Below are 18,837 nucleotides of genomic sequence, written 5' to 3'. Positions count from 1 at the left end.
ATGAAAGCGCCGTGGAATTTCGCCCGATTTCTGCCCCTCGCCGGTCGATTGCTGGCGCGTGGGCGTCTGCCGACTCTGTTGTTCGCGGTGGCGAGCAAAGGTGCCGCGCAAGGCAATCGTCTTGGCAAACTCAAGGATGATCTGCGTCTGCTCCAGGCACTGTGCCTGGCTTACTGGCGTGGCGAGTATCGGGCCATCAGCCCGAAAGCCATGGTTTCGGTGGTAGCGGGGCTGATGTACTTCCTCAGTCCGGTGGATGCGATCCCGGATTTCATCCCGGTGTTCGGCATGCTCGATGACATCGCGGTTCTGGCTTGGGTGATGAAAACCCTCGACGACGAGCTCAATGCTTTCCGGCTCTGGCGCAGCCGGCAGCAGCCGGAAAAGCTCGCGGTGGTCGAGCGCCTGCCTGATACACCCGAACAACTTCAGCTGCAGGGTCCGAAAAAGCCCTGATTCACTTCGCCTGGATACAGATAGATACCCCCCGCGACCTTGGCCGCTGTTAGGATTACACTTCTAGGGAAAAGTGCCGACTCGCTAAGTGTTGTTGTCCTACGGGGTAGTCATGGATATTCAGATAATTGCACGCGATGGCGAACCCGAATATGCGGTTCTGCCATGGGTTCAGTATCAGGCTCTACTGAAAGCAGCAGGCATCAACGAAACACCGCAGCAGCAGGCGCCAGCGCCGGCAGCTGCAACGCCGGACCCGATTCTTCCAGGTCTGGATCAACTACGCAGTTTGCGCGAAGGGAAGGGCATCGCCATCGAGGCGCTGGCCCGCACGGTAGGCATCAGCCCGTCTTATCTGGCCATGATCGAAAGCGGCGAGCGTCAACCTGACGCCGCGATTCGTCGCAGCCTGGCCTGGGAATTGACGGTGCCGGGTTGGAGGGATGAATCGTGAGCGTACGCATCAGTCGTCAACATTGGGACGGATTGCTCGGGGAGCTGGATCAGGCGCGCAGGCAGCGCCATCTGTTGACCTATCGAGCCTTGCTCGAACGTTTGCAACTGCCGACGCCGGCGATGCAGACGCTGACCGCGGCACTTGAGCATCTGGCCGCACTGGACGCCAAGGCCGAGCAGCCATTGCGCAGCTCGCTGGTGATCAGCCAGGGTGCCAGCCGTTTGCCACGTACCGGTTTTTTTGAATGCGTCGAGCGTCTGGGGCGCTTTTCCGGGCCATCCGATGGCGTCGCGGCTGCTTCCTGGCATGCGTCGGAAGTGGTCAGGGTTTTCGAATACGAGTACCCGGAATCGGCGGAGGCCTGAGTGTTCTTACGACTCAAGGCGTCGGCCAGTTACTGGTTGGCACGTAGGCTGTTTCACTGGTCGTGGTTCGTCCGCCAGCCCAGAGGCTGGCGGTGGCTCGAAGGGCAGTTTGCGCGCATGGCCAATCTTGGCGATGTTGGCGCGCAAAGCTTTTATGGGCACATTCTGACGTTTCGCGGGGTTGGCCTGGGTGCCCGCGAAGAGGGTGTGCGGCTATTGCGTCTGGCGGCACTCGCCGGCGATGGCAAAGCGGCCTATCAGGTCGGCGTGATCTGCCTTGCAGGCACCCCGAGCAAGGGGCCGGATCCAGCAGAGGCTGCGCGCTGGTGGACCTTGGCCGCCAAGGCCGGCCACCCTTTGGCCGAACTCAAACTCAAAGAATTGAGCGCTCGCGATTAAACCCAGTAAATCCATTTGTGTCGGCCCGATAACGTGGCGTGAGGGAAACCTCACGCCACGTTTACGTTTATAGCTATACGTTTTGTAGTAACTGGTTTTTTACAGATTAGTCCTACAGCAAACGCCTACTCGCCTGACTTCTTTCCTGGCTGATCCCCCGCAAAGTCCCCGCGCCTAATTTCTGCGCGAGGGAACGCTCATGTTTGACCCGGTTTTTCATTCCACCCCGCATCGTCGTGTGCGCTGATGGACGCCGTCAGCCGCATCGAGCAGGAACTCGACAGCTTCCCCGACACCCTCGACCTCTATCGCCAACAACTTGAGCATTGGTTGAGTCGCGCGGCCGACCAGGTCAGCCACGCGGCCGACCTGCCGTCGCTGATGGGCATGGAGCGGATCATTCGCTTCGGCGATCGCGTCACTGCCGTCAGCACTGGCGACAGTGAGTTTTCCACCAGCGTCGTGCAGTGCCCGAAGAGCGGAGTGCTGGCGATCGAGAGCAAGTTCGAGTCGGTGTACGACATTCCGCTGGGCGACATCGTGGTGGATGTGGTGGCGGTGGATGATGGAAAAACCTCGCCCGTGGCACTGGATGCGCAAGGCCGGGGCACCTTCACCGGTACGCCAGGCAAGTTCTATCGCGTGCAGGTGCACAGCGACGTTACCCCGGAGCAGATCAAGGCGCTGTTCAAGTCCTACGATGGCTTGACCGGTGAGCTGGATGGCTGGCTGCGCAGCGAGTGGCAGGGGTTCAAGCCGCAGTGGTCGCAGTCGCTGGCGACAGCCGCGAGCAACGGCATGCTCGCCGGGAGTTGGGCGGCGATCGAGGGGGTGTGGGACAGCATCGGGATGCTGTCGGACATTCTCAAGGATCCAGGCGCATTTGCCGAGCGCCTGGGAAGCGGCGCGGCTGATCTGATCCATCTCGCAGAATCAGCTCCGGATGTCATGCAGAAACTGCAGTTGCTGGTCAGTGATGAAGCGGCGCTGTGTTTGCTGTTGCGTGCGGCGAGCCTCTGGTTCGAGATGCTGCCGCCCAGCCAGATCGCCGGCAAAACCGCTGAAACGGCGTCGATGATGATCGTGCAGGTGCTGATCGATGTGCTGATCGGCGTTGTGTTGACATTCGTCGGGGCTGGCGCAGGGATCGCTTATCTGACCCTGCGCCTGGCGGATCGCGCGGCCCAGTTGCTGTCGGTTGTAAAGCGCCTGGTCAAGGCGATTTTCGGCATCGTCAACACGTTCATCCATTACGTCGACCAGTACAAAACCGTTGCCGCGCGGGGTATTGCCGCCGGCGTGAAAAAGGGGCGCATGCAATTGCGCTGGGATGCGAAGCGCAATGCCGCCCTGAAGAAAAACGAGCACCACGATAACGCTCCCGATCAAGCGAAAAACCCCAACGGCGACAGCGCCGATTGCGCGCCGCTGACCTGCACCAACGGCTGTCCGGTGTCGATGGTCACCGGCGAAGAACTCCTGACCCTGAGCGATGGCACGCTCGATGGTTTGCTGCCGTTCGAGTTCACCCGGTTGTACCGCACCAGCGCGGTGGAGATCGATGTCGGGCTGGGGTTTGGCTGGAGTCATTCGCTGGCGCATCGGCTGGAGTTTGATGGCGATGTGGTGGTCTGGGTCGATCACGAGAACCGCCGCACGCGGTTTCCGTTGCCCAGCGTTGAACGGCCGCAGATTCACAACAGCCTGTCGCGGGCGGCGATTTTTCTCGGGAATGAGCCGGAGGAACTGATCCTCGCGCTGGCGGGGGAAACGGCGCGGTTTTATCACTTTCGGGCTGGGCGGCTGACGGCGGTCAGTGATGCGTATGGCAATCGTCTGACCGTACAGCGCGATTATTCCGACCGTGTGCAGCGCCTGGATAACGGCGCAGGTCGCTCGCTGTTTTTGCGCTACGACCAGGCGCATCTGTTAGCGGTGGATTACCAGGTGCTTGGGGGCGATGGCTGGCGCACCGAGCAAACGTTGGTCAGTTATTGCTACGACGCCCGTCAGCGTTTGTTGGCCGCGACCAACGCCGTCGGTGACAGCGAGCGTTACGACTACGACGATCAGCACGTCATCCTGCAGCGGCAACTGACCGGCGGCGCAAGCTTTTTCTGGGAGTGGGAGCGTGCCGGCAAAGCGGCGCGCTGCGTGCGGCACTGGGCGTCGTTCTCGCAGATGGACACGCGGTATGTCTGGGACGACGACGGCCGTGTCGCGGTGCATTACGTCGATGGCACCGAAGAGGTTTACGTCCACGATGACAGCGCACGGCTGGTGCGCAAGGTCGAGGCCGATGGCGGTGAGCACCTCAAGGCCTATGACGATCAGGGTCGGCTGATCGCCGAGCAGGACGCGCTCGGTGCGATCACCGAATACCGCTACGACGACGTCGGACGGCTGATCGCGCTGCTTCCGCCGGAAGACGAGCCAACGTCCTACGAGTACCGCAACGGTTTCCTGCACAGCCGTTCTCGCGGTGAGGCGGTGTGGACATTCCGGCGCAACGCTGAAGGGGATGTCACCGAAGCGGTCGATCCCGACGGCCAGGTCACCCATTACTACTACAACGTTCGCGGGCAGTTGCTGTCGATCCGCTATCCGGACACCAGTCGGCACATTTTTGTCTGGAACGACCTCGGCCAACTGATCGAAGAAACCCTGCCCGATGCCGGTGTGCGGCGTTTTTCCTACGATGCGCTGGGACGGCGGACGACCTCTAGCGACGAACACGGCGCGATTACCCGTCAGCAGTGGGATGCGGCTGGCCGACTGGTTCAGACGACCTTTCCTACAGGTGCCACCCGCGCCTACAGCTACGGCGCTTATGGCCAGATCACCGCCGAGCGCGACGAACTCGGGCGCATCACCCGCTACGAGTATGACGATGACCTGCACCTGGTCTCGCGCAAGATCAATCCCGACGGCACGCGGGTGCAGTACCGCTACGACCATGCGCAACTGCTGCTCACGGAAATCGAGAACGAGTCCGGGGAAAAGTATCGACTGGACTACACGCCGAGCGGATTGATCCGACAGGAAACCGGCTTCGACGGCCGGCGCACCGCCTACGCCTACGATCGTAATGGGCACCTGCTGGAGAAGACCGAGTTCGGCGATGACGGCTCAACGCTGGTCACCGCTTACCAGCGTGATGCGGCCGGGCGTCTGCTGCTCAAGACTCTGCCCGACGGGGTTCAGGTGGCTTACCGTTACGATCGCCTGGGGCGGTTGATCGGTGTTGATGACGGCCTGAAACATCCACTGGCCTTCGCATACGATCTGCAAGACCGGCTGATCACCGAGCATCAGGGCTGGGGCACTTTGCGGTATGCCTATGACGCCTGCGGCCAGCTCAAGCGCCAGCGTCTGCCGGACAACAGCAAGCTCGATTATCACTACGCCAAGGGCGGTGCGCTGACCGCCATCGATCTCAATGGCGCACTGCTGACCAGTCACGTCTACCAGTGCGGTCGCGAACAACAACGCCAGCAAGGCCTGCTGCTCAGCGACTATGCCTACGACGATCAGGGCCGTTTGTTGGCCCACGCTGTAGGCCATCAGCACGACTCGCTGTATCGCCGCGACTATGCCTACAGCGCCAACGGCAATCTGGAGCACATTGCCGACAGCCGTCACGGCCAGCGCACCTACGCCTACGACACCCTCGATCGCTTGATCCGCGTGCGTCACTCGCGTGACGAACTGCCCGAGTCCTTCGCCCACGACCCCGCTGGCAACCTGCTGATGCAGGACCGCCCCGGTCCCACCCGGATCAAGGGCAACCGCCTGCTGATGCAAGGCGACCGACACTACGACTACGACGCCTTTGGCAACCTGATCCGCGAGCGTCGTGGCCGCGACCAGCAACTCGTTACCGAGTACCGCTACGACTGCCAACACCGCCTGATCAGCCTGACCCGCCCCGACGGCCAAACCGCGACCTATCAATACGACGCCTTCGGCCGACGCATCCGCAAGACCGTCGGTGGGCAGAGCACTGAGTTCTTCTGGCAAGGCGACCACCTCGTCGCCGAGAGCAGCAAAACCCACCACCGCAGCTACGTCTACGAACCCGGCACCTTCCGCCCGCTGGCGCTGCTCGACGGCAAAGGCCCGAAACGCGCCTGCCCGTTCTACTACCAACTCGACCACCTCGGCACCCCGCAAGAACTCACCGACTACAGCGGCGAAATCGTCTGGTCGGCGCAGTACGACGCCTACGGCAAAGTCGCGGCGATCACCCTCGCCGGCGAGGACTACCTAGACCAGCCGCTGCGGTTTCAGGGGCAGTATTTCGACGCGGAAAGTGGGCTGCATTACAACCGGCATCGGTATTACGACCCGAGGTTGGGGCGGTATTTGACGCCGGATCCCATCAAGTTGGCGGGTGGGTTGAATCAGTACCGGTACGTGCCGAATCCGACGGGGTGGGTGGATCCGTTGGGGTTGAGCTGCACCTGTCCTCCGCCGACACCGCGCCGTCCGATGCGGTACGAGGCGGGTCGTGCAGTCGTCGAAGAAGGAGCGCCTCCACTGCCGAAGATGACAGCGCAGGAGCGGCGGGCGAGGCTTGATGAGGTGGCAGAAGAAAATGCTCATCGGCGTCTGGATGAAATGGAGAGAGCCACACAAGACGCACACTTCTTAGAGAAACATGGCAAACAGACCACACTAGCTTCTCAGCAGGAACGCTCACTGACGGGAAGAAATCCAACAACTGGAATTATCGAGGTTTATACCAATGGGAGGCGAGCAGGGCAGCCAAAAATACCCAGTGCGGCTACTCACTTTTTTAGTTATCGAGATCAACTTAACGCAATACATCGTGCACAGCTTATTTTCAGACGGAACGGTCAAATCGCGTCTAAAGAACCTATGAATATGGGTAAGGTTGTTGGCGAGGGGTACAAAAGGGGAGGAGTCGTTTATGGACAGCAAACACATGCTGTAGTAGTTCTCAATAGAGCAGCTGAGCCGATAACCTCTTATACGGAGTTTGTGAATTGAAACGTAAGCCTGAATATTTTGTTTTGCGTGGTCTGCTTTTTCTATTTGATATAGAAAATACTCATGATGACGCTCGTGAAAAAATCATCGTCTCGAAGAATGTCAATGACAAGAAAGAGCTTGCTGAGCTATTTGATATTCTTATGAAGCCTGAGTTTGTTTTTTATAGCGTTGAGGAACGAGAGTGGTGTATCGACACACTGAAGTACTATTTGGAAGCCGGTGATAGCTTTGATGAGGTATTTACAAGAATAACTACTTATTTTGATGACGACGTAGAGGACCAGCGTCAGTTTATGCAGGTTTTGTTGAGTTGTTTATTGAAGTATCACGCCGATGATTCAGATATGGGTTAAGGCCGAAACAGTTGGGCTAATTCAAATGCCCCCTTCGCGAGCAAGCCCGCTCCCACAGGGATCTGTGTCGTCTATGGAATCAGCGTTGGCCGATCAGTTGCGGTTGATGAGGGGCGGCAGCAGCAAGACTATCAATCACATGCACGCTATACCCCGGAACATTCTTTGCGTGATGCTTGGCCTGTGAGGCCATTTCCGCTAGCTGACTAGCATCCAGTTCTGCGCAAGCCGTGGGATGCAGGTGGACGACGCCGATCGATAACGAGAGCAACGGAAACTCCTGCCGCATCCCCTGACGATTCGGCGCGATGAAGCAGCCGGCCTCAAGATGTTCCGGGCGATAGAAGCGGCGGCATTGGCTTTGGAAGTCGTCGAGCAACTGGTTGAGGCGTTTGCGCCAGTCTTCCGGGCCGAGCACCAGCAGGAAGTCGTCACCGCCGATATGGCCGACGAAGTCGCGGGATGGGTCGACGCGTTCGTTGAGGCATTGCGCCAGGCACAGCAGGACTTCGTCGCCACGGCCGTAGCCGTAGATGTCGTTGAAGGGTTTGAAGCTGTCGATGTCGACGTAGCAGATGATCGATTCGCGGCCTTGTTGCAGCAGGCGGGTCAGGCATTGCTGGATCGGCACGTTGCCGGGCAGCAGGGTCAGTGGATTGGCGTAGCGGGCCTGTTGGATTTTCAGTTCGGTGATCAGCTTGAGCACGTCGATCACCCGACCGAGGCCGAGATATCCGCCGTTGAGGGTGATGATGAAATCTTCTTCGATGCGTTGCCGGGCGCGGCTGGTGATCAGGCGGCTGACCTGTTGCAGCGACTGGCTCATCTCCACGGCGAGGAAGTCGTCGTTCATCAGGCGGCTGATCGGCTTGCGGGCGAATAGGTCGGTGGCAAACGGCTTGAGCAAGGCGTCGGACAGCGAATGGCGATGGACGATGCCGCACGGCTGGCCCTGTTCATCGAGCACCGCCAGTGAGTTCAGATTGGCCTGGCGGCGGAAGGCTTCCAGTACGGTAGCGGTCGGTGTGTCGCGATGCACCGCCGGTTGGTCGTTGAGCAGGGCGCTGAGGTCGCTGCCCTCGTCGTTCAGCGCCACGGCGCTGCTGTCGTGTTTGGGCATCAGGGCCCGGGCATCGCGGGGTGGATGCTCCTGTGGGCGAGCGAGCAGGTAACCCTGCACCAGATCGACGCCCATCTCGGTCAGCACCGCCAGTTCCTCTGGCAACTCGATCCCCTCGGCAATCACCTGTGCCCGTGACGCCTTGGCGATTTGCAGGATCGAGCCGACAAACTCGCGTTTCAATGCGTCCTGATGGATGCCGTCGATGAAGTGGCGGTCGATCTTCACGTAATCCGGGCGCAGCTCCGACCATAGACGCAAACTCGAATAGCCGGCACCCAAGTCATCCAGTGCAATCGAAAAGCCCATCGCCCGATAGTGATGCAGCGCGGTTTGCAGCAACTGGAAATCGTCGATCGGCGTCTGTTCGGTGAGTTCGATCACCACCTGGCTTGGTGGAATGCCGAAGTCCTGCAGCAGTTGCAGGGTCCGCCCCGGTTGGTGCGCGGCTTCAAGCAGGGATTCCGGTGAAACGTTGAGGAACAACTTGCCCGGCAATTGCTGCTCGTTGAAACGACGGCAGGCAGACTGGCGGCAGGCAATTTCCAGTTCACTTAAACGCCCGGCCTGACGGGCCACGGCGAACAACGCGATAGGCGAGTGCAAAGGGCTGTTGGACGGGCCACGGGTGAGGGCTTCGTAACCGAGAATACGACGTTCGGAAAGACAAATGATCGGCTGGAACAGACTGTGCAAACCGCTTTGAGTCAGGATCGAGCTCAAGGCACTCAGCTGTTCGGTCGTGGTCATGGCTATCTCTGGCGATAAAAAAAGGACCGGGAGCGCTCTTGCTTGAAGAGACGCTCCCAGTCCTTTATTTCACGACAGAATGATGACTGTTTGATGACGCTCCGAGGAGCGTCAACACTAAATTGCCATCATCTTACTTTTTGGCCACCTGATTACTCAGTTTCAGATAATCCAGCAGCACGCGCCCGGTTTCGGCCAGGTAGGCGTCGTCCTCTGGTTTGACCTTGTCCGGCTCGGCTGCCGCGAGGGCGTCGTCGTCTTCCTTCTTCAGCTCTTTCAGCGGTTCTTCGCCTTTGGCTTTGCGACGGATGTTTTCCATCGCCAGTTGCTTGGCATCGATGTCCGCGTGCTGGGCACGGCGCTCGGCTTCGTTGAGGCTGACGGTTTTTTCTTCCATCAGCTTCTGCGCCAGGGCCAGCTTGTCGCGAATGAACACGAACTCGGCATCTTTGGCGCTACGTGCCTCATGCTCGGACTTGAGCTGCGCCAGGTACGGCTTGAACGGATCGACCGCAGGCTTGATCGCTGCCTTGATGGTGTCCCACGGCATGGCTTCCGGCAGGGCGCTTTCGCCGATTTCCTTGGTGTCGATGATCGACGGATAATCGATGTCTGGCAGCACGCCCTGATGCTGGGTGCTCTGCCCGGAAACCCGGTAGAACTTGGCCAGGGTCAGTTTCAGTTCGCCGTGGTTCAGCGGCTGAATGGTCTGCACGGTGCCTTTGCCGAAGGTCTGGCCACCGATGATCAGTGCGCGATGGTAGTCCTGCATGGCGCCGGCAAAGATCTCCGAAGCCGAGGCGGACAGGCGATTGACCAACAGCGCCATCGGGCCTTTGTAGAACGCGCCCGGGTTTTCATCTTCAAGCACATCCACGCGGCCATCGGCATTACGCACGAGTACGGTCGGGCCCTTGTCGATGAACAGGCTGGTCAGCTCGGTGGCTTCCTGCAGGGAACCGCCGCCGTTATTGCGCAGGTCGATGACCACGCCGTCGACTTTCTCTTTCTGCAGTTCGGTCAGCAGCTTCTTGACGTCACGGGTGGTGCTCTTGTAGTCCGGATCACCGGCACGGAACGCCTTGAAGTCGAGGTAGAAGGCCGGGATCTCGATGATGCCGAGCTTGTAGTCCTTGCCATCCTGTTTCAGGCTGAGGATCGATTTCTTCACCGCCTGATCTTCAAGCTTCACCGATTCGCGAGTGATCGGCACGATCTTGCTGGTCTGGTCGTTCGGCGCATTGCTGGCCGGAATCACTTCCAGACGCACCACGGTGCCTTTCGGGCCGCGGATCAGCTTGACCACTTCGTCCAGGCGCCAGCCCACCACGTCGACCATCTCTTTGTTGCCCTGGGCAACGCCGATGATCTTGTCAGCCGGTGCAACCTGCTTGGTCTTGTCGGCCGGGCCTGCCGGCACCAGACGCACGACTTTCACCTGATCGTTGTCGCTCTGCAACACGGCGCCGATGCCCTCGAGGGACAGGCTCATGTTGATGTCGAAGTTCTCCGCGCTATCCGGCGACAGATAGTTGGTGTGCGGGTCGTAGGACATGGCGAAGGTGTTGATGTACGCCTGGAAGATGTCTTCCGCGCGCGTCTGATCGAGGCGCGCCAATTGGTTCTTGTAGCGCTTGGTCAGGGTGTCCTGGATCTGCTTGGGATCCTTGCCGGCGATCTTCTGCCGCAGCACTTCGTCCTTGACGCGTTTGCGCCACAGGTCGTCCAGTTCAGCCGTGGATTTGAGCCAAGGGGCGTCCTTGCGATCGATCAGCAAGGTCTCCTTGGTGGTGAAATCCATCTTGTCGACGCCCTTGTTCAGCTCCGCAATGGCGAAGTCCAGACGCGCCTTGACGCGGTCCAGATAGCGTTTGTAGATGGTAAACCCGGCGTTGAGGTCGCCGCTTTTGAGGAAGTCGTCGAACTGGGTCTTCCACTTGTCGAATTCGGCGATGTCGCTGGCCAGGAAGTAGCTGCGCGACGGGTCCAGCAGCTTGATGTAGCTGTCGTAGATGATCACCGAGCGCGCATCGTCGAGCGGCGGCTTGCTGTAGTGGTGACGCTTGAGCAACTCGACGACATTGAGGCTGGCGATGACTTCGTCGCGATCAGGCTGCAAGTTGTCCCAGCTGTTGGCTGCGAATGTTTTGCCCGACATCGGCAACAAACCGATACCGATGAAAAGAGCGAGGGCGGTGCTGGGGAGCAAATGCTTCATGCTGATTCGACGCGGGGACAATTGATAACGCATATTAGGCCGTCTTTGAAGTCGCCGGTTCTACGAGAGCCGGTCGCATAATGCAAAAAGCCCGGCGCTACAGCTTCGGGCTCAGTCCAGACTCACTATGGAGGCACTGTGAAGGCATTGCAAGGCGTTGAAGGGCAAGTGGCATGGGTTGAAGAGCCGAGTCCGGCATGTGATGTAGGACAAGTGCGCATTCGCGTGGCGGCTGCCGGCCTCAATCGCGCCGATTTATTACAGAAAGCCGGGCTTTATCCACCGCCGCCTGGCGCCAGTCAGGTGCTCGGTCTGGAGTGCTCCGGGGTGATCAGCGAGGTCGGCGCCGGCTCGTCCTGGCAAGTCGGCGACCGGGTCTGCGCCTTGCTGGCCGGGGGCGGAATGGCTGAAGAGGTGGTCGTCGACGGACGGCACGTGCTGCCGGTGCCCGAGGGCGTTTCGTTGATCGAGGCCGCGGCATTACCCGAGGTTTATGCAACGGTCTGGCTGAACGTGTTTCAGCTCGCAGCGCTGAAACCCGGTGAAAAGGTTCTCCTGCATGCCGGTGCAAGTGGAATTGGTTCAGCCGCCATTCAGCTGTGCAAGGCGTTCGGCAATCCATGCTGGGTCAGCGTCGGGTCTGCCGAGCGATTGGCCTACTGCGAGGCGCTGGGGGCCCAGGGCGGGGTGGTGCGCACTGATGATCTGGAAAGCCTGCGCGACCTCGGGCCGTTTGACGTGATTCTTGATCCGGTCGGCGGCAATTATGCGGCGCTGAACCTCAAGTTGACGGCGCTGGACGGGCGCTGGGTGCTGATCGGTTTGATGGGCGGACGAGAGGCGAAGCTGGATCTGGCACAGGTGCTGGCCAAGCGCGTGCAGTTGCTCGGTTCGACGTTGCGCAGTCGTGACGATCAGTTCAAGGCCGACCTGTTAAGTGACCTGAGCCAGCATGTGTGGCCGTTGTTTGCCGAAGGGCGGTTGCGTCCGCAACTGGCGAAGACTTTCCCGGTGAAGGATGCCGAAGCGGCGTTTGCCGAGCTGGCGAGTAATACGGTTTCGGGGAAGGTGGTGTTGGTGATCGACGACAGCCTCACCTGAGGACTCTGAAAAACCTGTGTGGGAGCGGGCTTGCTCGCGAAAGCGGAGTGTCAGTCGATATATTCTTGACTGATCCGCCGCCTTCGCGAGCAAGCCCGCTCCCACATTTAAACCTTTGTTTATTTCCAGAGATGGATCGGCCAGCCTGCTTTTTCGGCATGCTCCAGCAGCACCGGATCCGGATTTACCACATGCGGGAAATCCACCTTCAGCAGCAACGGCAAATCGTTCCGTGAGTCGGAGTAGAAACTCGCGCCTTCCAGATTTTCTTCCTCGGCATCCAGCCATTCCAGCAGGCGGGTGATCTTGCCTTCGCGGTAGGTCAGCGTGCCGACGGTCTGGCCGCTGTAAACGCCGTGCGCGACTTCAAGTTCGATACCCAGAATCTCGTCGATGCCCAGGCGCTCGGCGATCGGTTTGACCAGGTGTGTACCCGAGGCCGAGATCACCAGAATCCGGTCGCCGGCCTTGCGGTGGGCGGCGATGGTTTTGGTCGCGTCGCTGAAGATGATCGGTTCGATGAAATCTTCGACCCACGGGCCGACCAGGTGGTCGACTTCTTCCGGGGTGCGGCCGATCAGCGGTTCGAGGCTGAACGCCATGAACTCTTCCATGCGCAATTTGCCATGGCTGTAGGCGTCCATCAGCTCGTTGTTCTTGCGCATGAACGACTCGGGATCGACCCAGCCCAGGCGCCCCATCTGTTCGCTCCAGAGGGTGGCGCAGTCGCCGTGGATCAGGGTTTCGTCCAGATCAAAAATTGCCAGGGCCATCAGTGCAGTTCTCTCTTCAACGTCAGCAAAGTCATCAGGCTACCTCACACAGGGCCGTCGGATCGATGGAAAGCGCCAGACGCTGACCGTCGGGATGCAGATCCGCCGCCGAGCGGTTGAGCACGTCCACCACCAGTTCCACGCCGCGCGCTTCGACGCGGTAGCGGATCACGTTGCCGAGCAGGCTGTGGCTGCGGATCTGCGCATCGAGCTCGCCATTGAGGCTCAGCTCGATGGCTTCCGGGCGAATTGCGATACGGTGGTTAATCGGCCGTTGCAACAGCTTCGAGGCACTGTCGGCGTCAAGTAAGTTGTAGTTGCCGATGAAGCCTGCGGCGAATATGTCCACTGGTGCGGTGTAGAGGGTTTCGGCATCGCCGCTCTGCACGATCTTCCCTTGGTTCATCAGGAAAATCCGGTCGGACATGGTCAGCGCTTCTTCCTGGTCGTGGGTGACGAAAATCGTCGTCAGGCCGAGTTCGCGCTGGATCTGCCGGATCTGCTCGCGCAGGTGTTTGCGAATTCGTGCATCCAGCGCCGACAGCGGTTCATCCAGCAGCAACAGGCGTGGGCGAGTGACCAGCGAGCGGGCGAGGGCAACGCGCTGGCACTGACCGCCGGAAAGCTGATGCGGATAACGACTGGCGAAGTCGTTGAGCTCGACCAGTTTCAACACCTCGGCGACACGTTTGTGGCTGTCGTCGGCATTGACCTTTTGCATGCGCAGGCCGAAGGCGACGTTCTGTTCGACGGTCATGTTGGGGAACAGCGCGTAGCTCTGGAACACCATGCCGATCCCGCGCTTTTGCGGACTCAGCGGCACGATGTCGACGCCATCGAGCAAGATCTTGCCGCCGTCCACCGGCGTCAGCCCGGCAATGCAGCGCAGCAGCGTGGACTTTCCGCAACCGGAGGGGCCGAGCAAGGTGACGAATTCGCCCTTGTTGATCTCGCAGTTGATGTCGCTGAACACCGTAGTGCCCGCGTAGTTTTTCTGCAGGTGTTGGACGCTGACATAGCTCATTCGCTTTTGTCCTTGTTCAAGATGTTGGCGATCCAGGTCAGGACCAGCACGAAAAAGAAGTACGAGATCACCAGCGCACTGGTGAAGTGGCCACTGCTGTTGCGCATGTTGTTCAGATACACCTGCAGGGTTTCGTAGCGTGTGCCGACGAGGATGTTGGCGAACACGAACTCACCGAACAGGAACGAGAACGACAGCAGCAGCGCGACCATCAGGCCCTTGCGCAGGTTCGGCAGCACCACCAGAAATGCCGCCTGAAAGGTGCTGGCGCCGAGCAGTTGCGCGGCGTCCATCAGGTCGCGCAGGTTGATCGCCTGCAGGTTGTTGGTGATCGCCCGGTACATGAACGGTAGCGCCACGGTGAAGTAGCAACCGATCAGAATCCACGGCGTGCCGACCATCGCCAGCGGCCCGGAACCGTACAGTTGCAACAGACCCACCGACGACACCACCGGCGGCACCGCGAAGGGCAGCAGGATCAGGATGTTCATCAGCGCATCGAGTTTCGGGAAGTGGTAATGCACCACGAACAGCAGCGGCAGGATCAGCACCACCGACAGCACCAGCGCGCCGACGCACACCAGTAGCGACTGGCCGAAGGCATGCAGGAAGCGCGGATCGCTCCACAACTGGATGTACCACTTGAAGGTGAAGCCGCTGGGCAGGATGGTCGCCGACCAACTGCTGGCGATCGAGTAGATCAGCGTGCCCACCAGCGGCAGCAGCAGGATCGCGAACAGCAGATACACCACGACGCGGTGGTAGACGCCGGCCGGGCCGGATTCAGCGCGAGACATGGTAGCTCCTCTTCAGCAGCAGTTGATGCACGACGGTGACGATAGTCATCAACGCCACCAGCACCACGGCCAGGGCACTGGCCAGATTCGGGTCGAGGGAAATGTCCCCGGAAACCATCGCCGCGATGCGGATCGGCAGTACGTTGAAGTTGCCGGTGGTCAAGGCGTACACCGTGGCGTAGGCGCCGAGGGCGTTGGCCAGCAGGATCACGAAAGTACCGAGCAGCGCCGGGGTCAGCACCGGCAGACCGATATGCCGCCAGAACTGCCAGCCGTTGGCACCGAGCAGCGCGGCAGACTCGCGCCAGTCCTCGCGCAAGGCGTCGAAGGCCGGGTAGAGCAGCAGCACGCCGAGGGGAATCTGGAAGTAGGTGTAGAGGATGATCAGACCGGTTTTCGAGTACAGGTTGAAGTCCTGAATTATCCCGGCCTGCTTGAGCATGATGGTGATGCTGCCGTTGAAACCGAGCAGGATGATGAACGCGAAAGCCAGGGGCACACCGGCGAAGTTGCTGGTCATGTTGGCGAAGGCATTCACGAAGTTGCGCAGTTTCGAGTCGACCCGGCGCAATGAATATGCACCGAGCACGGCGATGATGATGCCGAACACGCTCGACCAGAAACTGATCTCGAGGCTGTACTGGATCGCCTGTAAATAGAACTTCGAGCTGAAGATCTTGCTGAAGTTGGCGAAGCCCCAGCCGAACTCTTCCGATTGCAGGCTGTTGATCATCACCCAGACCAGCGGGGCGATTTCGAACACGATAAAGAACAGCGCGAACGGCACCAGACACAGGGCCGCGAGCCATTTGCCGCGAGTCATGGCGTTCACTTGAGCAGCTCCCGGCACACAGGTTTGTCATGGGGCACGCCGAGCAGTGCGCAGACCGTGCCGCAGATCTCGGTCTGCTTCGGCGCGGCATCAGCATTGAGGCTGAAGGCGTCGCCGAGGACGAACAGCGGCACCTGGCGCTCTTCCGGTAGCAAGCCGTTGTGCGAGCGGTCGTTGTTCATGCCGTGATCCGCGGTCACCAACACCTGATAGCCAGCGTCGAGCCAGACTTGCAGGTAGTCGGCGAGGATGATGTCCGCCGCGCGCGCGCTGTTGCGGTATTGCGCGGAATCGAGGCCGTGCTTGTGGCCGGCGTCGTCGATGTTCATCGGGTGGATCAGCAGGAAATTCGGCGCATGACGCAGGCGCAGGTTTTCCGCGTCGGCGAACAGGTGCGAGTCCGGGTAGTGGTCACTCCAGTAGAAGTGCCCGTGCTGGATCGGCAGCGACAGATTGTCGGTATGGCGGTCACGGGCCGCCACAAACGGCGAGCGGTTGTACAGCTCGCTGACCCAGTGGTAGGCCGCTGCGGCGGTTTTCAGACCGGCGTCGCGGGCGTAGTGATAGATGCTGTGCTGATTGGACAGCCGTGCAACGTTGTTGTGGACGATGCCGCTGTCGATCGGCGGCACACCGGTGAGGATGCATTCGTAAAGCGGTCGGGACAGGGCCGGCAACTCGCACTCCAACTGATAGAGCGCAGCGCGTCCTGCGCCAACGTAAGCCTGCAGATGCCCCATGGCGTGACGCGCGACCTCGTAGTTGAGACCGTCGAGCACGACAAGGATGACGTTGTGCTTCATAGGGGCAAAAACTCCGCGAAAACAGGAAATTTCAGATTCAACCTGGATCCCCTGTGGGAGCGGGCTTGCTCGCGAAGGCGGAGTGTCAGTCAATAGATGCTTGACTGATCCACCGCATTCGCGAGCAATCCCGCTCCCACATTTGGATCTCCAATGGATCCAGCAGTGGGGATTTACAGGATTACTTCATCTCTACGATGACTTCTTCGTTCCACTTCTGCGGCAAGGCCTTGGAGGTCTTTTCCCAGGCGTCGGCGTCCTTGATCGGCGTGACCTTTTTGTACTGCTCGTTCGGCAGCAGCTTGGCTTTCACGTCCTCCGGCAGTTGCAGGTGATCGGCACGGATCGGACGGGCGTTGCCGCGCGCCAGGTTGGTCTGGCCGGCGTCGCTGAAGATGTATTCGCGGGTCAACTTGGCGGCGTTCGGATTTTTCGCGTATTTGTTGATGATGGTGGTGTAGCCGGAAATCACCGAGCCATCGGACGGGATCAGCACCACGTAGTCATCCGGGTTGGCCATCTTGGCCTTGTAGCTCAGGCCGTTGAAGTCCCAGACCACGCCGACTTCGATCTCGCCTTTTTCCATGGTGGCGATGGTCGGGTTGGCCATCGACAGGCGACCTTGCCTGGCGATGTCTGCAAACAGCAGCAGGGCCGGCTGGATGTTCTTCTCGTCGCCACCGTTGGCCAGGGCCGCGGCGAGTACGCCGTTGGCGGCTTGCGCGGCGGTGCTCACGTCACCGATGGACACCTTGTATTTGCCGCCCTTGAGGTCAGCCCATTTGGTTGGCACTTCGGAGCCGTGCAGCAGCTTCTTGTTGACGATGAAGGCGATGGTGCCGGTGTAGGCCAGTGCCCAGTTGCCGTCCTTGTCCTTGGCCCAGTCCGGGACTTGATCCCAGGTGCTTGGCTTGTACGGTTGCACCACGCCTTGCTTGACCGCGATCGGGCCGAAGGCGGCACCGACGTCGCCGATGTCGGCGGTGGCATTGTCTTTCTCGGCGGCGAACTTGGCGATTTCCTGGGCCGAGCTCATGTCGGTGTCGATGTGTTTCAGGCCATAGGTCTTGGCCAGATCTTCCCAGGTGCCTTTCCAGTTGGCCCAGTCATCGGGCATGCCGACGCTGTTGACGGCGCCTTCCGCTTTCGCAGCGGCTTCGAGGGTTTTCAAATCGGTACCCGCCGCCATGGCGGAGGTGCACATTGCAATGGTCGAGCCTAACAGTGTTGCCAGGAAAAGCTGTTTCATTCCGAAGCTCCTTGGTCGTGTTCAACGCTGCGATTGCGGTTTGTGTTGGTCTAGGTCAGCAATACCTGAGCCAATTTAAGGGGGCTGGATGACACTTTGATGTCGGCGGTCGCCCGGCAGGCCTTTTATTTGCCCGGTTTCGGCGCTTGCCCGGTAAGCGTAGACCAAGGTCAAAGCCCCGGCAGACAAGGGACTTGGCCGATGTATTGCAAGTCATGAGGGCGACCGTCGGGCAGGTTTGTCATCTCTCGGTCATCTGCACTGCCTAGGCTTGCAACACATGGAAACGGCTTGCAGGCCGTACGGTTTTTGCCCCGAAACAGTGCTGGTCTAGTCCAGATAGGTAACGTTGATGCGCGATGAGGCAACAAAAGCGGTGACAGCGATTGGTCAGGTGTTGCAGGAGCAACTTGATCACGGCCTGCTCGCGCCCGGGAGCAAGTTGCCGGCCGAGCGCAAGCTCAGTGAGTTGTTCGGCACTACGCGCATTACAGTGCGTGAGGCGTTGTTGCAGCTGGAGGCGCAGGGGCAGATTTATCGCGAGGAGCGCCGTGGCTGGTTCGTTTCGCCACCACGTCTGGCGTACAACCTGATGCAGCGCAGTCATTTTCACGCGATGGTCAGTGCGCAGGGGCGGGTGCCGTCGACCGAGGTGATTTCGGCGCGCTTGCAGCCGGCGTCGGTGGCGGTGTGTGCGTTGTTGCAGTTACCTGCTTTGTCGAGCGTGATTCAGATTTGTCGGTCGCGGCGGATTGATGGGCGGCTGGTGTTGTATGTGGAGCATTATCTGAACCCGCAGTATTTTCCGGGGATTCTGGGGTTTGATTTGAATCAGTCGATGACCGAGTTGTATGCGCGGCATTACGATTTGCACTATGGGCGGGTGCGGTTCGAGATTGTGCCGACGTCGTTGTCGGTGGATGCGGCGGCGGCTTTGCGTGTTTCTGTGGGGAGTCCGGGGTTACGGATTGCTCGGGTCAATTATGATCAGCATGAGCGGTTGATTGATTGTGATCTGGAGTTTTGGCGGCATGATGCGATTCATGTTGGTGTGGATGTTGTTTGATCGTTTTGGGTGAATATCCGTTGCTGCGGTAACGGCTGCTTAGGGTTTCGCCCTTACG

The 18,837-nt window shown here is 59.8% G+C and carries 16 protein-coding genes; 8 read left to right on the top strand and 8 right to left on the bottom strand.

Annotated features, from left to right (window positions below):
• The 6 genes from AC27VU_RS26035 to AC27VU_RS26010 all read left to right on the top strand — a co-directional run bounded on the left by AC27VU_RS26035 (position 1) and on the right by AC27VU_RS26010 (position 7,046).
• Positions 1-456: a YkvA family protein gene (locus tag AC27VU_RS26035; RefSeq protein ID WP_003223105.1), complete on the top strand. Its 456-nt coding sequence runs from the start codon at positions 1-3 to the stop codon at positions 454-456.
• 112 nt (positions 457-568) lie between these two features.
• Positions 569-910, top strand: a complete 342-nt coding sequence (locus tag AC27VU_RS26030; RefSeq protein WP_027613366.1) for a helix-turn-helix domain-containing protein — start codon at positions 569-571, stop codon at positions 908-910.
• Positions 907-1,278, top strand: coding sequence for a hypothetical protein (locus tag AC27VU_RS26025; RefSeq protein ID WP_003223109.1), 372 nt, complete (start codon positions 907-909; stop codon positions 1,276-1,278). The genes AC27VU_RS26030 and AC27VU_RS26025 overlap by 4 nt, the downstream gene beginning before the upstream one ends.
• A complete protein-coding gene (locus AC27VU_RS26020; RefSeq protein WP_103483772.1) occupies positions 1,279-1,677 on the top strand; it encodes an SEL1-like repeat protein in 399 nt (132 codons plus the stop codon).
• A gap of 246 nt (positions 1,678-1,923) precedes the next feature.
• The gene (locus AC27VU_RS26015; RefSeq protein ID WP_488725214.1) at positions 1,924-6,690 is read left to right on the top strand and encodes an RHS repeat-associated core domain-containing protein; all 4,767 of its coding nucleotides are present in this window, start codon (positions 1,924-1,926) and stop codon (positions 6,688-6,690) included.
• Positions 6,687-7,046 (top strand): hypothetical protein, encoded by a 360-nt coding sequence (locus tag AC27VU_RS26010; protein ID WP_488725213.1) that lies wholly within the window; start codon positions 6,687-6,689, stop codon positions 7,044-7,046. The genes AC27VU_RS26015 and AC27VU_RS26010 overlap by 4 nt, the downstream gene beginning before the upstream one ends.
• Before the next feature lie 79 nt (positions 7,047-7,125).
• Here the strand turns inward: AC27VU_RS26010 and AC27VU_RS26005 are convergent, their stop codons facing one another.
• Positions 7,126-8,916 (bottom strand): bifunctional diguanylate cyclase/phosphodiesterase, encoded by a 1,791-nt coding sequence (locus tag AC27VU_RS26005; protein WP_488725212.1) that lies wholly within the window; start codon positions 8,914-8,916, stop codon positions 7,126-7,128.
• A 133-nt stretch (positions 8,917-9,049) separates the two neighbouring features.
• Positions 9,050-11,134, bottom strand: a complete 2,085-nt coding sequence (locus tag AC27VU_RS26000) for a carboxy terminal-processing peptidase (RefSeq protein ID WP_488725211.1) — start codon at positions 11,132-11,134, stop codon at positions 9,050-9,052.
• Between the two features lie 138 nt (positions 11,135-11,272).
• Between AC27VU_RS26000 and AC27VU_RS25995 the strand changes: the two genes are divergently transcribed.
• Positions 11,273-12,235 (top strand): zinc-binding dehydrogenase, encoded by a 963-nt coding sequence (locus AC27VU_RS25995; RefSeq protein ID WP_488725210.1) that lies wholly within the window; start codon positions 11,273-11,275, stop codon positions 12,233-12,235.
• 119 nt (positions 12,236-12,354) lie between these two features.
• On the opposite strand, the gene AC27VU_RS25990 is transcribed toward AC27VU_RS25995, so the two are convergent.
• The 6 genes from AC27VU_RS25990 to AC27VU_RS25965 form a co-directional block, all read right to left on the bottom strand.
• Entirely contained in the window at positions 12,355-13,008 is a 654-nt protein-coding gene (locus AC27VU_RS25990) for an HAD family hydrolase (protein ID WP_488725209.1), read from the bottom strand.
• Positions 13,009-13,042: 34 nt separating this feature from the next.
• The gene (locus tag AC27VU_RS25985; protein ID WP_003223124.1) at positions 13,043-14,032 is read right to left on the bottom strand and encodes an ABC transporter ATP-binding protein; all 990 of its coding nucleotides are present in this window, start codon (positions 14,030-14,032) and stop codon (positions 13,043-13,045) included.
• Positions 14,029-14,829 (bottom strand): ABC transporter permease, encoded by an 801-nt coding sequence (locus tag AC27VU_RS25980; protein ID WP_003223125.1) that lies wholly within the window; start codon positions 14,827-14,829, stop codon positions 14,029-14,031. Before AC27VU_RS25980 ends, AC27VU_RS25985 begins: the two co-directional genes overlap by 4 nt.
• Positions 14,816-15,652 (bottom strand): ABC transporter permease, encoded by an 837-nt coding sequence (locus AC27VU_RS25975; protein ID WP_163005303.1) that lies wholly within the window; start codon positions 15,650-15,652, stop codon positions 14,816-14,818. The genes AC27VU_RS25980 and AC27VU_RS25975 overlap by 14 nt, the downstream gene beginning before the upstream one ends.
• Positions 15,653-15,657: 5 nt before the next feature.
• Positions 15,658-16,464, bottom strand: a complete 807-nt coding sequence (locus tag AC27VU_RS25970; RefSeq protein WP_488725208.1) for an alkaline phosphatase family protein — start codon at positions 16,462-16,464, stop codon at positions 15,658-15,660.
• Positions 16,465-16,645: 181 nt separating this feature from the next.
• The gene (locus tag AC27VU_RS25965; protein WP_473019154.1) at positions 16,646-17,713 is read right to left on the bottom strand and encodes an ABC transporter substrate-binding protein; all 1,068 of its coding nucleotides are present in this window, start codon (positions 17,711-17,713) and stop codon (positions 16,646-16,648) included.
• Between the two features lie 352 nt (positions 17,714-18,065).
• On the opposite strand from AC27VU_RS25965, the gene AC27VU_RS25960 reads away from it, so the two are divergent.
• Complete coding sequence (locus AC27VU_RS25960; protein ID WP_025113378.1) at positions 18,066-18,779, top strand: UTRA domain-containing protein; 714 nt, start codon at positions 18,066-18,068, stop codon at positions 18,777-18,779.
• The last annotated feature ends 58 nt before the right edge of the window (positions 18,780-18,837 follow it).

It is taken from the genome of Pseudomonas sp. 14P5.3.2 (assembly GCF_057799175.1).
This window is presented reverse-complemented; position numbering and strand designations above follow the sequence as displayed.